The sequence below is a fragment of the Nocardia sp. Tas62D01 genome (assembly GCF_055232035.1).
In genome coordinates this window covers 7,245,194-7,257,890 of record NZ_JBUYUZ010000001.1, presented here as the reverse complement: position 1 = coordinate 7,257,890, position 12,697 = coordinate 7,245,194, and the positions used below count along the sequence as shown (strand labels likewise).

The window sequence follows — 12,697 nt, the reverse complement described above, 5'->3', positions numbered from 1 at the left end:
CCCGGCGCGGCGTGCGCCTAATGGATCTTGAACGACAGCAGCGCCTCCAGCGCGCCGCCATGAGATCCCAGCACGAAGACCGCCCCGATCAACACCAAGACGCCCACCACATCGCCGACGGCGATCAGCAGCTTTCGAGCTCTCCGCCGCGAGCGGACGGCCTCGGCACCGAGTTCCATCACTATCCTCCGATTACTCACCACTGTGGACGCCGTAACGCCCAAAACATTTTCCGTCACTTTCGATATCCAGTGTCGAGAATGAATCATTAACTTTTCGTGAGCACTCGACGCCCGTGCCGACCCCGTCTCCGCCGCACCACCCTGCGCCGGTGCGACGGATGCGGGGCCGATGAGGCCGATCGCGATCGCGTAGACCGGGAACTCGATCGACTTGGCCACCCGGTTGAACGGGGTATCGGAGGCCCACTGCGGCACGTGCGTGTCGAAGTAGCGGGTCAGTGCGCCGAGCAGGATGACGACCGCGATTCCGGCCACCACCTCGGCCACCGTCGGCCGCGCGATCGCCTGCAGCGCAGCGGTTTCGGACTGTACCGGCGCATCGGTCACGGCCCGCGCTTCGGTCTGCGCGGTTTCGATCTCGTTGCCGCCCTTGGCTGCTACCGATACGTCGGCCTCGGTATCCGACATCACGGCACCAGCCAGTCCGGGATCGCACCGACCAAAACCAGCGCAATCAGGGCCAGGCCGACGATCGCCGCCAGCCAGTCCTCGCTCCACGCGAATGTACGGCCCGAACCTTCAGCTGGCGGTGTCTGTGACACGGTGTGCTCCTTGCGTTCCTCATCGAGAGGCTGCAAAGTACCAACCTTCGATGAGGCAACACACCGATTGCGCTCGACGTGAATTAATCACCCATACAAGACAATTCCGGCAGTAGGCACCACCCAGACACCACGCGCGAGCGGCAATCAGACTCAGAACGCGCGGCAGGAGCGGATGTCGGTGGCGAGGATCGCCTTCGCGCCCAGTTCGGCGAGCTGATCCATCACCTCGTTGCCCTGCTTGCGCGGCACCAACGCGCGGACCGCGACCCAGCCGGGATCGGTCAGCGGCGACACCGTCGGCGACTCCAGGCCGGGCGTGATCTGCACGGCGGCGGCGAGGAGGTCCTTCGGGCAGTCGTAGTCCAGCATCAAGTACTGCTGGGCGAACACCACGCCCTTGACCCGGGCGATGAGCTGGTTGCGGGCACGATCGCGTTGATCGGAGCCGGTGCGTTCGATCAGCACGCCCTCCGAATCGCACAACGTCTCCCCGAAGGCGACCAGGTTGTGCTGGCGCAGGGTGCGCCCGGAGCCGACCACGTCGGCAATGGCGTCGGCAACGCCGAGCTGGATGGAGATCTCGACGGCACCATCGAGCCGGATCACCTCGGCCTCGATACCGCGCTGGCGCAGATCAGCGAGCACCAGGTTCGGGTAAGAGGTGGCGATGCGCTTGTCGTAGAGGTCCTCGACCTTCCATTCGCGCCCGGCCGGGGCGGCATAGCGGAAGGTGGAGCGGCCGAAACCGAGCGAGAGCCGTTCCTGCACGGTCGCACCGGAATCCAGTGCGAGGTCGCGGCCGGTGATGCCGAGGTCGAGTTCGCCAGAGCCGACGTAGATGGCAATGTCCTTGGGCCGCAGGAAGAAGAACTCCACCTGGTTGCTCGGATCGAGGACGGTCAGGTCACGGGAATCGGTGCGCCTGCGGTAACCGGCCTCGGAGAGGATCGAGGTCGCGGACTCCGACAGTGCGCCTTTATTGGGGACTGCGACGCGCAGCATGGGAAGAGTGTCCTTTCGGGAGAGAGAGAAACTACGGAATCGGCGTCCGTCACAGATGTCGGTACACGTCTTCGAGCTTCAATCCGCGGCCAACCATGAGGACCTGGACCCAATAAAGCAGTTGCGAGATCTCCTCCGCGAGCAACTCGTCGCTCTCGTGCTCGGCGGCCAGCCACACCTCGCCTGCTTCTTCGAGCACCTTCTTACCCTGGCTATGCACGCCCGCGTCCAGCGCTGCGACAGTCCCGGACCCTTCGGGGCGGGTGGCTGCACGATCCTGGAGCTCGGCGAACAGGGATTCGAAGTTCTTCACGAAGAAACATTCTTTCAGACCCGCTCGAAGCATCGATCGTCACGTTCGGTAACTCGGAGTTACCCAACGTGACGTTCGAGCCGGAGCGGTCTGGTTCAGGAGCCCGCCAGCACCGCCTCCAGATCCGCGACCGCGGTGCGCAGGTGGTCGGCGAACGCGTGCATCTGGTCCGCGACCGGTTTCGGCGTGGCCAGGTAGAGGTTCCAGCGGTCGGGCAGCAGCACGTAGGCGACGCCGATGCACTTGGGGCTGGTGGAGCCGAAACCGAAGTAGCGGATATTGACCGACGGCGCCGAGCTGGTGCTCAGGTAGTCGTCGCGCATGATGGTCCAGCCGGGGCTGTCGTACAGCGGGATGGGCTCCTGCACGCCGAGTTCGGCGCCGCGACGCCGCTGGATCCACTGCAGTTCCCACAGATGCTGTTCGGGCGCGTCCCCGGCCTGGCACTGTTTGGCCCGTTCGACGTGCGCGGCCGCCGCGGTCAGCGCGGCACCCATCCTGGTGCCCGCATCGATCGCCGGATCCTGCATCGTGTCCACGAAGGCGACCATCTGCGGGGTCACCACCCGCATCGCCTCGGTGCGGCCGTTGCGGTACTGGCGGGTGGCGATGGATTCGTAGGTGGCCCCGGTGATGCCCTTGCTGCGCCGATGAGCGAGCTGATAGCTCAACTGCGCGAACGCATCCGGCGAGATGCCGAGCTGCTTGGCGCGCGCGGTGCCGAAGTGCTCGAAAGAGACTGTGGTGGTGGCATTCTCGGCCGCATACCGGGAGAAGGCCGCACCCGCGGCGGCGATGTCGCTGCGCTGGGCGGCGTCGAGGACGAACTCGATCGGCTCGACCGCGGGCAGGCCCTGCGGCTGCGCACCCGACCGCGCGGCGTGCTCGGATGCGGGCGTCTCCAGCAGTGTGTCCACGAACGACAGGATGGTGGTGCCGTCCAGCCCACAGTGCTCCACGTTGATACCGGCCTGCCCGTCGCCGAAGACGATGAACGACACCGCCTTGTCGAACCACCGGTTTGCGCTGTCGCCGTGCAGCAGCTGGTCGCAGGCCTGCAATTCGTCGCGCGGGGTGAAATCCTCCAGACACACGCAGAACAGCGCGGTCTCGATAGTGTCCAGTGCCACGGCGTTCGCCGGTTCGGCACGCAACGCCTGTCTACTCGCAGCCCATTCGGCGCGCGCCTTGGTGGTGAGATGTCCGACCGCGGTATCGGTGCGGGCCGAGCGCGCGCCCGCCTTCAACACCGCCCGCAGTCCGTCGGCGAGGTCGTCGAGCGCGTACGGCACACCGTCCGCGCCGATCACGTCCATCCGAAACATGCTGCCGCGGAAGAACACCACGATGTGCCTGGCATCCGAGTGGCCCGGCCATTCATCGCTGTAGGGCACCCGCACCGAGTCCTGCGGCGCGCCGGGAATCCGGGTCTCGGAGAACAGATACTTGTTCTGCCACATCGACAGCCGCTGCCCGCGCTGGGTGACCGGCGGGATAGTCTCCGCGTCGAGAGCCAGCTTGTAGTCGACGGCGGCGGCGATGATCCCGGCGCCGCGCTCCACCTGACCTGCGGCGGTGGAGGTGGCCAGCGGGGTTTCGTCGCGGAAGAGGAAGAAGAAGTTGGCGTTCAACGCGATTCGGTCGCGCCTGCCCAGGTACCGCGAGGGCCAGAACCGGTCGAGCCAGCTGCCCACACCCGGAGTCGCGTCGTATTCCGCCAGCGCCGCGTGCAGGGTCCGGCCGTGCCCATCCGGGCGAAGCAGGTCGGCGACCGCCGCTTCGGTAGTTGCGAATTCGGCCGCGGTCAGCAGCGGTGCGCACCACTCGAGCAGTCGGGCGCAGCTGTCCTCCAGCGTCGGCAGGGGCACCCGGGGCAGGTGGTCGTCGGCGGCGAAGGTGCGTTGGCTCACGACTGCGCCTCGCTGGCGCTCAGCTCCGTCGTGCCCCATGGGCGCTGTGACACGGTTCGCTCGCGGTGCTCGCTCAATGCAGTTCCTCGGGGTCGGCGTTTTTGGGTAGCGGGCGGGAGATAAAGAGGTTGGCGTAGAGCCAACCCTCGGTTTCGTGGCCGGTGGTGTCGATACCATTGTCGGACAGGGTGTTCAGCACCTGCGCACGTTCGGCTTCGGAGGCGAACCTGCGTTGTTCGTAGACGCCGGGCGCCTGCTCGGTGCGATAGCCGAGCGCAGCCAGCTCCGCGGCGATCGGTTCGAAACTGAACATCCGCAAGACAAAGTGTGCCATCCACGGCCGTCTACATGGGTGCGCAAGCGCGACCCGAGCCAGAGTCTTCTCCGTGACGTAACCGACGCACCCGGTGGAGACCACGATATCGGCGGTGGCCAGCGTGGCGCGCTGCGCCTCGGTCGGGTCGGCGGCCTCGAGGTCGGCGTGCACGGTGTCGTGCAGGAATCCGGCGGCGTGCGCGTAGGACAGGGCCGGGCTGGCGGCATCCATGCCGATGAAGCGGACGCCGGGCACGCGGTCGTCGGCGTCCAGACGGGCGCGGTCGCGGGCGATCAGGCCCACCTGGTCGACCTCGTCGGCCTTGCGGTAGTGCTCGGCGAGCTCGCTGATGGTGGTGTCGAATCGCAACAGCGCCGCGTTCACACCGTAGGAACAGCCGATGTCGAGCACCGTCAGGGTGGCCACCCGCGCGGAGGCGCGGTATTCCCGAATCTGTTGCTGGAAGAATGGTTTCGCCAGTTCCGGAATCCGATAGTCCAGTTCGGACATCCGGGCGTAGTACTCGCGGGGATCTGGACGGTGGTAGATATCGTCGAAGGAGGCTTTCCCAGTCGTGTGTAACGGCACTGGCACTAGTTCGTTCCTCTCGGGTCGAGCTGTGGTCTGCCGACTGAACGGCGTCCTACTCAGTCGAGCAGTCGGTCGCCCCGGACGGCATCGGCCGCGGCTAGGTGATCGGGCAGTACCCGGCCGAACAGTTGTCGGGTCCGTTCGACGCTGCCGATGACACCGGGCCGATCGGTATAGGCGAAGATCGCCGAATGCCGTTGCGCGGCGCCCTCGACCGGGGACACCCGGTGCAGCGAGAAGCGGCCCCGGAACAACTGCAGGTCACCGGGTCGCAGCTCGAGCCGCTGGATGAGGTGCCCGCCCGCGCCAGTCAGCACGGAACGGACGTCGTCGAGGTTCTCGCCGTGCGGTGAGCGGATGTTCGGGCAGTACTCGAAGACACCACCCGTCGCCGCGGGCCGGGTCAGCATGCTGACGGTGAATTCGTTGGTGTCGAAGTGCCACGGGTGCGACATTCCCGGCGCAACCACGTTGAGGCACAGTCCGGCAAGGGGATCCGCGAATTCGTGCAATTCGGTCAGTCCGAAACAGTCGGCGACGAATCGCTGGAAGTGTTCGTTGATGTAAAGCCGGTGGATCAGCGCCTCGGCCGGAATACGGTCGCGCGGCACGAACGCATTCCCGCGCACCAGCACGATCCGGCCCGGATGATCTTCTGGCAGTTCGGTATCCAGCGGAATGTTGTAGGCGTTCACATGCTCGACCTCGTAATGAGCGTCGGGCGCGATCGCCTCCCCCTGCGCCCGCAGCGTCTCGATCAGCTCCGGCCGGATGAACTCCCGCAGTATGGTGCAGCCGCTGTCGTCCAGCTCCGCGCGGGCTCGCGCCACCGCGTCCCGCCAGCCTGGCCCACCCGGATCCGCGAGCGAATACCGTGCCGTGTCGACTATCTCGTCTAGAACACCCGACGCTGCCATGGCGTCATTTTGGTAGAGCAATCGCAGACACGCCCGGGATTCGACAAGATTGCCAGTGACTACAGTCACACCTACCAGCTGCGCTCACATACGTTGCGGCACAGTAACTCTCGCCATGTCGCACGTTCTCACAACTCGGTGGCTCGAATCCTTGTGACACGTAACAAGATCAACGCACCGCCGGTCCTCAGCCACGCGCACGTAACGCGTCTTCCAGGTCCGCGATCGTCAGGCCGATCAGCGAATCCCGAAAGACGCGACCCGGTGCCTCGGGCACCGCGATCTCGCACGGGACTACGATGACGGCGGAGCCCGCGGACTGGGCCGCGCGGGCGCCGGTGGGCGAATCCTCGATGGCCACGCAGTGCCGCGGGTCCACACCGAGCAGTTCGGCGGCGCGCAGGTAGATGTCGGCCGCGGGCTTGCCGTAGGCGACTTCGTCGCCGCAGACCGACTCGTCGAAGAAGTCGCGGCCGAGAGTGTCGAGTCCGAATTCAGTGAGCGACCGTTTGGTATTGGTGACCAGCGCGGTCGGGAGTCCCGCCGCCCGGACCAGAGCCAGCGCGTCTTTCGCGCCGGGACGCCACGGGATCGGACCGGTCATCAGCTCGGTCACCCGCGCTTCGAGGAAGTCACCAGCGGCCTGCACGGCAGCCGTCGTCGCTTCGATACCGAGGCCGTCGAACATCAGGCGCAGCGCGTCGGGTCCCGAGGCGCCGATCAGCGCGTGCCGCAGTTCGTCGGTCATCTCGTGGCCGTGCGCGCGGGCCAGATCACGGACGCCGATATCCCATAGCTTCTCCGAATCGAGCAGCGTGCCGTCCATATCCCACAGCACACCGGCCAAGCGCACGGATTCCGCTGCCGCACCGGCCGTCGGATCCTCGGCCGCCTCCATGGTTCGCTCGCTCACGGTGCGCTAAGTCTCCTTCGTTTCGCCGACTACGTGCCCGAGGCCGCGATCAGCAGTCGCCCATTGTCCGACGCGACCTGAATCCACCGGTTCTCCGAGGAGGTCGAGCCATTGTTCAGGCTATAGGTCAGCGATACGACCGCTCGGTTCTCACCGTTTGGTGTGATGGCCCCCACGCTCACCGAGCGGATGGTGGACCAGAACCGGGCATAGGCGTCGTACCCACCGGTCTGCGCCTGGTACGACGGCGACAGTTGCGTCCAGGCGGCGCCGACGTTGCCGGGCAGCATCCCGTAGTAGCTCTGGATGAATTGCGCGATCCGGTCGATGGTGACTGGGCCGAACGGCGCCGTCGTGACGGTGGTGGCAGGCGGGCGCGTGGTCGTCTGGTTGCCCGACGGGCTCGGCGTGGCCGACGCCGACGACGGGGCCGCGGACGAACTGGGTTGTGGCGCCGGGGTGGTCGTGGCCACCGGTGGTTCCTGCTGCGCGGGCCCGACCACGTTCGGCGAGGACTGGTCCGGATTCTCCGTGGTTGTCGAGGTGACTGGCCCGGCCGGTGGCGTTGCGGTGGCACCGTTGTCGCCACTGCGGTTGGCGGCCAGAGCCAGTCCGACCACGATGAGCACCGCGACGACGGCGACCGCCGCCACGGCGATCAGGCGACCGCGGGACTGCCCGTCGCCGGTGCCGCCGGGCAGCGTGCCACCCGCGCCGGTCGGCGGCTGTGGCGTCGCAGCGGCCGCGGCCAGCGCGGATCCCGCGGGCGAGGCCAAGGCCGCCGCCGAGATCACCTCGGTCGCATTCGCCGTATCGGCCGCGGTGTCGTCGCCAGGGGTGGACAGCACAGTCGTCGCGTCGGTCCCGGGAGCGGGCATGGTCTTCGTTACCGCCGGAGCGGGCGCCAACGCCGGAGTACGGCCCGCCGCAACGGCTTCCATCGCCTCCTGCGCCTCCCGCATGCTCGGACGCGCGTCGATCGTCGGGGCCAGCAATCGCATCAGCACCGGCCCGAGCGCACCCGCCTGCTTCGGCGGTGGAATGTCCCCGCGCGCCACCGCGTGCAGCACGGCAAGCGGATTGTCGCCCTCACCGAACGGCGGCGATCCCTCGACCGCCGCGTACAGCGTGGACCCGAGCGCGAACACGTCGGAGGCGGGCTCCGGGTTCTCCCCGCGCGCCACCTCCGGCGCGAGATACGCGGGCGTGCCCGCCAGGAAGCCGGTCGCGGTGACCGTCACATCGCCGACCGCGCGGGAGATGCCGAAGTCGGTGATCTTCACCGTGCCGTCGTCGCCGACCAGCAGGTTCGCAGGTTTCACGTCCCGGTGCATGATGCCCGCGTCGTGCGCGGCGGCCAGTGCGTCCGCCGCTTGGGCGCCGATACGCGCGACCTCGGTGGGCGGCAGGGTGCGCTTGCCGGACAGTTTCGCCGCCAGGCTCGGCGCATCCATGTATTCCATGACCAGCCACGGCTGGCCGTCCTCTTCCGCGACATCGAAGACGGTGATCGCGTTCGGATGATGCAGCCGGGCGGCGATCCGGCCCTCGCGCATCGCCCGCAGCCGCGCCTCGATGGCGGCCGACCGGGACAGGCCGGGCGCGAGCAGCAACTGCTTGACCGCGACGGTGCGCCGCAAGCGGACATCCGTGCCCCGCCAGACCACGCCCATGGCACCAGCGCCGATCGGATCCGTGATCCGATACCGTCCCGCGATCAACCGATCCGAGGTCATGGTGTTGTACCCCTCCTGCTTGCCCGCCGACCTCGCATGGCAGACATTTCCGCGCCCGTCCGCGAGATTCGAACATTCCGAGTCATTCAGCACTCCGCGCCTAAGCGGAAATCATCGAAAATCCTACGCGCGGAAGTACTTTGCAGCCGAATACAGCAGGACGAAGGCACCCGCCGACTGCTTTGGATGCAGTTGCAACGGTTCCGACAATGTCATACCCGACTGAGATACATCCACCAGCAGGCGAGTTTTCTCGTGATTCAGCAGGTCATTGCAGGCCCCTCCTACGAAAACAGCCCGGCGCGTCCCGGGTCCGGAATATCCGGCAACCGCCCTCCACCTGCGCCGCGATTGCATATTTCGAGGTAATCACGGTCGTGAACAGTCCCGCGATCCAGCGGGATCCGCTGCGTCGAAAATCACAACGCCCCATTCGGTCGGATCAACAATGTGACGCTCCGATCCGCGGGTCGCGATCGCGTGGTGTCGAGCCGTGTGGCCCGACACGCGGCGCGACGATCGCGCACCGTCAGGCGTTGAAGTACTTCGCCTCCGGATGCAGCAGCACGAACGCGTCCGTCGACTGCTCCGGGTGCAGCTGCAGTTCTTCGGAAAGCTCCACGCCGATTCGAGCGGCTTCCAGCAGGTCCACCAGCTTCGCGCGGTCCTCCAGTTCGGGGCAGGCACCGTAGCCGAAGGAGTAGCGCGCGCCGCGGTAGCCGAGCTTGAAGTAGTCCTGCACGTCGTCCGGATCGGAATCAGCGACCGCATGCCCTTCCAGCACCAACTCTTCGCGGACTCGCCGGTGCCAGTACTCCGCGAGCGCCTCGGTGAGCTGCACGCCGATGCCGTGCACCTCGAGGTAGTCGCGGTAGTTGTCCGCGGCGAACAGTTCGTTGGCGAAGTCGGCGATCGGCTGACCCATGGTGACCAGCTGGAACGGCAACACATCCACCTGACCGGTCCGCGTCGCCTGCTCACGCGAGCGGATGAAGTCGGCGATGCACAGGAACCGGTCGCGCTGCTGACGCGGGAAGATGAAGCGATAGCGTTCCGGCGCATCCGGATTGGGCTCGGTCAGCACGATCACGTCGTCGCCCACGGACACCGCGGGGAAGTACCCGTACACCACCGCGGCATGCTGCAGCACGTTCTCGGTGCTGAGCCGATCCAGCCAATACCGCAGCCGCGGCCTGCCCTCGGTCTCCACCAGTTCCTCGTAGCTCGGGCCGTCGCCGCCGCGCTGCCCGCGCAAGCCCCATTGGCCGAGGAACAGGGCGCGCTCGTCGAGCAGGCCCGAATATTCGTGCAACGAGAGACCTCTCACCACGCGGGTGCCCCAGAACGGGGGTACCGGCACCGGCAGGTCCGCGGCCACGTCGGAGCGGGCGGGCACCTCGACCGGCACCTCGACCGCCTTGCGCTCTTCGGCGATGCGCTTGGACCGCTCGTGGCGCGCCTTGCGTTCGGCGGCCTTCTCGCGCTCCGCGATCGCCTCCGGGCTGTCCGGGTCGATCCCGCCGCCGCGCTTGCGAGTCATGATGTCGTCCATCAGCCGCAGGCCCTCGAACGCGTCGCGGGCGTAGTGCACGTCGCCCTCGTACACCTCGGTCAGGTCGTTCTCGACGTAACCGCGGGTCAGCGCCGCGCCACCGAGCAACACCGGGAACTGCTCGGCCACGCCCTTGGTGTTGAGCTCCTGCAGATTCTCCTTCATCACCACGGTCGACTTCACCAGCAGCCCGGACATGCCGATCACGTCCGCCTTCTTGTCGACGGCCGCGTCCAGGATGGCCGCGATGGGCTGCTTGATACCGAGGTTCACCACCTCGTAGCCATTGTTGGACAGGATGATGTCGACCAGGTTCTTGCCGATGTCGTGCACATCGCCCTTGACGGTGGCCAGCACAATGCGGCCCTTGCCGCTGTCGTCGGTGGCGTCCATGTGCGGCTCCAGGTAGGCGACGGCGGTCTTCATCACCTCGGCCGACTGCAGCACGAACGGCAGCTGCATCTGGCCGGAGCCGAACAGCTCGCCGACAGTCTTCATGCCCGACAGCAGCGTCTCATTGATGATATCCAGCGGCGGCACCTCGTGCATCGCCTCGTCGAGGTCGGCTTCCATGCCGTTGCGTTCGCCGTCCACGATGCGCCGCGCCAGGCGGTCGAACAGCGGCAGCGCGGCCATTTCCTCGGCCCGTGACTCGCGTGACGACGAGGTCGACACGCCCTCGAACAGTCCCATCAGCTTCTGTAGCGGGTCGTAGTCCTCACCGCGGCGGTCGTACACCAGATCCAGTGCGGTTTCGCGCTGTTGTTCCGGAATGCGGGCGATCGGCAGGATCTTCGAGGCGTGCACGATCGCGGAATCCAGTCCGGCCTGGACACATTCGTGCATGAACACCGAGTTCAGCACTTGGCGTGCGGCCGGGTTGAGGCCGAAGGAGATGTTGGACAGGCCGAGGGTGGTCTGCACGTCCGGGTGCTTGCTCTTCAACAGCCGGATGGCCTCGATGGTTTCGACGCCGTCGCGGCGTGACTCCTCCTGGCCGGTGCCGAGCGTGAAGGTCAGCGTGTCGATGATGATGTCGCTCTCCAGCAGACCCCAATTGCCGGTGATGTCGGCGATCAGGCGCTCGGCGATCGCTACCTTCTTCTGCGCGGTGCGGGCCTGGCCCTCCTCGTCGATGGTCAGCGCGACCACCGCGGCGCCGTGCTCGGCGACCAGCTTCATCGTCTGCTGGAAGCGGGACTCGGGGCCGTCGCCGTCCTCGTAGTTGACCGAGTTGACCGCGCAGCGACCACCCAGGTGCTGCAAACCGGCCTGCAGCACCGGGGTTTCGGTGGAGTCGAGCATGATCGGCAAGGTCGACGCTGTGGCCAGACGGCTCGCGAGGGCCTCCATGTCCTTGGTGCCGTCGCGGCCGACGTAATCGACGCACAGGTCGAGCATGTGCGCGCCGTCGCGGGTCTGGTCCTTGGCGATGTCCAGGCACTTCTGCCAGTCCTCGGCGAGCATCGCCTCGCGGAACGCCTTGGAGCCGTTGGCATTCGTGCGCTCGCCGATCATCAGGACGCTGGCGTCCTGCTGGAATGGGACCGCGCTGTACATGCTCGACACGCTCGGCTCGTGCACCGGTGCACGGCGCGCGTCGATCGGCGGCAGCGTCGGCTCGACCTCGCGCACCGCGGCGGTAACCTGACGAATGTGCTCGGGCGTGGTGCCGCAGCAGCCGCCGACCAGGGCTAGCCCGAACTCGGAGACGAAGCCGCGCAACGCCGTTGCCAGCTCTTCGGGGGTCAGCGGGTACTCCGCGCCGTTCGCGCCGAGGATGGGCAGACCGGCGTTCGGCATCACCGACACCGGCATCCGGGCGTGCCGGGACAGATGGCGCAGGTGCTCGCTCATCTCGGCCGGACCGGTCGCGCAGTTCAACCCGATCATGTCGATGCCCAGCGGCTCCAATGCGGTCAGCGCCGCACCGATCTCACTGCCGACCAGCATGGTGCCGGTGGTCTCCACGGTGACGTGGGTGATGATCGGAATCCGCCTCCCCAGCTTGGCCATCGCACGCTGGCTGCCGGTGACCGCGGCTTTCACCTGCAGTAGGTCCTGGCAGGTCTCGATCAGGATGGCGTCGGCGCCGCCGTCGAGAATGCCGAGGGCCGCCTCGGTGTAGGCGTCGCGCAACGCGGCGAAGGGTGCATGCCCCAGCGTCGGCAGCTTGGTGCCCGGCCCCATCGATCCGAGCACATAGCGTGGGGCGCCATCCGCGCTCGGCCCCATGTCGTCGGCCACCTCGCGTGCCAGTCGGGTGCCGAGCTCGGACAGATCGCGGATCCGGTCGGCGATATCATAGTCGGCGAGGTTAGGCAGATTGCAGCCGAAGGTATTGGTCTCGACCGCGTCCGCGCCCGCCTCGAAGTACGCGCGGTGGATGCTGCGCAGCACGTCCGGGCGGGTGTCGTTGAGAATTTCGTTGCAGCCCTCGAGCCCGCGGAAGTCGTCGAGGGTGAGATCGGCTGCCTGCAACATGGTGCCCATCGCGCCATCGCCGATGACGACACGCCGACGGAGCGTGTCGAGAAGCGTGGTATCGAACTCGGCCGGAGTGGACGCAGACATGTGATCAAGCGTAATGGGCAGGTGCGACAACCCTAACCACCCTGTAGGTGTCCGGCGCCACACCGCACAGACGGGGTGGCGAGCCG

Annotated in this window: 10 protein-coding genes; all 10 read right to left on the bottom strand. The window is 67.0% G+C overall.

Annotation, left to right across the window (positions count from 1 at the left end; genetic code table 11):
* Window positions 1-17: 17 nt before the first annotated feature.
* The 10 genes from ACV7NQ_RS34655 to metH all read right to left on the bottom strand — a co-directional run bounded on the left by ACV7NQ_RS34655 (window position 18) and on the right by metH (window position 12,611).
* Window positions 18-650 (bottom strand): hypothetical protein, encoded by a 633-nt coding sequence (locus ACV7NQ_RS34655; RefSeq protein ID WP_463363406.1) that lies wholly within the window; start codon window positions 648-650, stop codon window positions 18-20.
* Window positions 650-784, bottom strand: a complete 135-nt coding sequence (locus ACV7NQ_RS34650) for a hypothetical protein (protein ID WP_463363405.1) — start codon at window positions 782-784, stop codon at window positions 650-652. The genes ACV7NQ_RS34655 and ACV7NQ_RS34650 overlap by 1 nt, the downstream gene beginning before the upstream one ends.
* A gap of 153 nt (window positions 785-937) precedes the next feature.
* The gene (gene hisG / locus ACV7NQ_RS34645; protein WP_463363404.1) at window positions 938-1,789 is read right to left on the bottom strand and encodes an ATP phosphoribosyltransferase; all 852 of its coding nucleotides are present in this window, start codon (window positions 1,787-1,789) and stop codon (window positions 938-940) included.
* A gap of 49 nt (window positions 1,790-1,838) precedes the next feature.
* On the bottom strand, window positions 1,839-2,135 hold the full coding sequence (locus ACV7NQ_RS34640) for a phosphoribosyl-ATP diphosphatase (protein WP_463363403.1): 297 nt from the start codon (window positions 2,133-2,135) through the stop codon (window positions 1,839-1,841).
* A 62-nt stretch (window positions 2,136-2,197) separates the two neighbouring features.
* Window positions 2,198-4,012, bottom strand: coding sequence for a choline/carnitine O-acyltransferase (locus tag ACV7NQ_RS34635; RefSeq protein ID WP_463363402.1), 1,815 nt, complete (start codon window positions 4,010-4,012; stop codon window positions 2,198-2,200).
* Window positions 4,013-4,085: 73 nt separating this feature from the next.
* Complete coding sequence (locus tag ACV7NQ_RS34630) at window positions 4,086-4,922, bottom strand: methyltransferase domain-containing protein (protein ID WP_463363401.1); 837 nt, start codon at window positions 4,920-4,922, stop codon at window positions 4,086-4,088.
* 53 nt (window positions 4,923-4,975) lie between these two features.
* A complete protein-coding gene (locus ACV7NQ_RS34625) occupies window positions 4,976-5,836 on the bottom strand; it encodes a HalD/BesD family halogenase (protein ID WP_463363400.1) in 861 nt (286 codons plus the stop codon).
* A gap of 187 nt (window positions 5,837-6,023) precedes the next feature.
* Window positions 6,024-6,734, bottom strand: coding sequence for an HAD family hydrolase (locus ACV7NQ_RS34620; protein ID WP_463365934.1), 711 nt, complete (start codon window positions 6,732-6,734; stop codon window positions 6,024-6,026).
* 44 nt (window positions 6,735-6,778) lie between these two features.
* Window positions 6,779-8,485 (bottom strand): serine/threonine-protein kinase, encoded by a 1,707-nt coding sequence (locus ACV7NQ_RS34615; protein ID WP_463363399.1) that lies wholly within the window; start codon window positions 8,483-8,485, stop codon window positions 6,779-6,781.
* Between the two features lie 529 nt (window positions 8,486-9,014).
* Entirely contained in the window at window positions 9,015-12,611 is a 3,597-nt protein-coding gene (gene metH, locus ACV7NQ_RS34610) for a methionine synthase (RefSeq protein WP_463363398.1), read from the bottom strand.
* Window positions 12,612-12,697: the final 86 nt, after the last annotated feature.

Excerpts from the sequence above, each read along its gene's own strand:
- ACV7NQ_RS34620 (WP_463365934.1), bottom strand. The coding sequence starts at position 6,734 with ATGGAGGCGGCCGAGGATCCGACGGCCGGTGCGGCAGCGGAATCCGTG.
- hisG (WP_463363404.1), bottom strand. The coding sequence starts at position 1,789 with ATGCTGCGCGTCGCAGTCCCCAATAAAGGCGCACTGTCGGAGTCCGCG.
- metH (WP_463363398.1), bottom strand. The coding sequence starts at position 12,611 with ATGTCTGCGTCCACTCCGGCCGAGTTCGATACCACGCTTCTCGACACG.
- ACV7NQ_RS34625 (WP_463363400.1), bottom strand. The coding sequence starts at position 5,836 with ATGGCAGCGTCGGGTGTTCTAGACGAGATAGTCGACACGGCACGGTAT.
- ACV7NQ_RS34640 (WP_463363403.1), bottom strand. The coding sequence starts at position 2,135 with ATGCTTCGAGCGGGTCTGAAAGAATGTTTCTTCGTGAAGAACTTCGAA.
- ACV7NQ_RS34655 (WP_463363406.1), bottom strand. The coding sequence starts at position 650 with ATGTCGGATACCGAGGCCGACGTATCGGTAGCAGCCAAGGGCGGCAAC.
- ACV7NQ_RS34615 (WP_463363399.1), bottom strand. The coding sequence starts at position 8,485 with ATGACCTCGGATCGGTTGATCGCGGGACGGTATCGGATCACGGATCCG.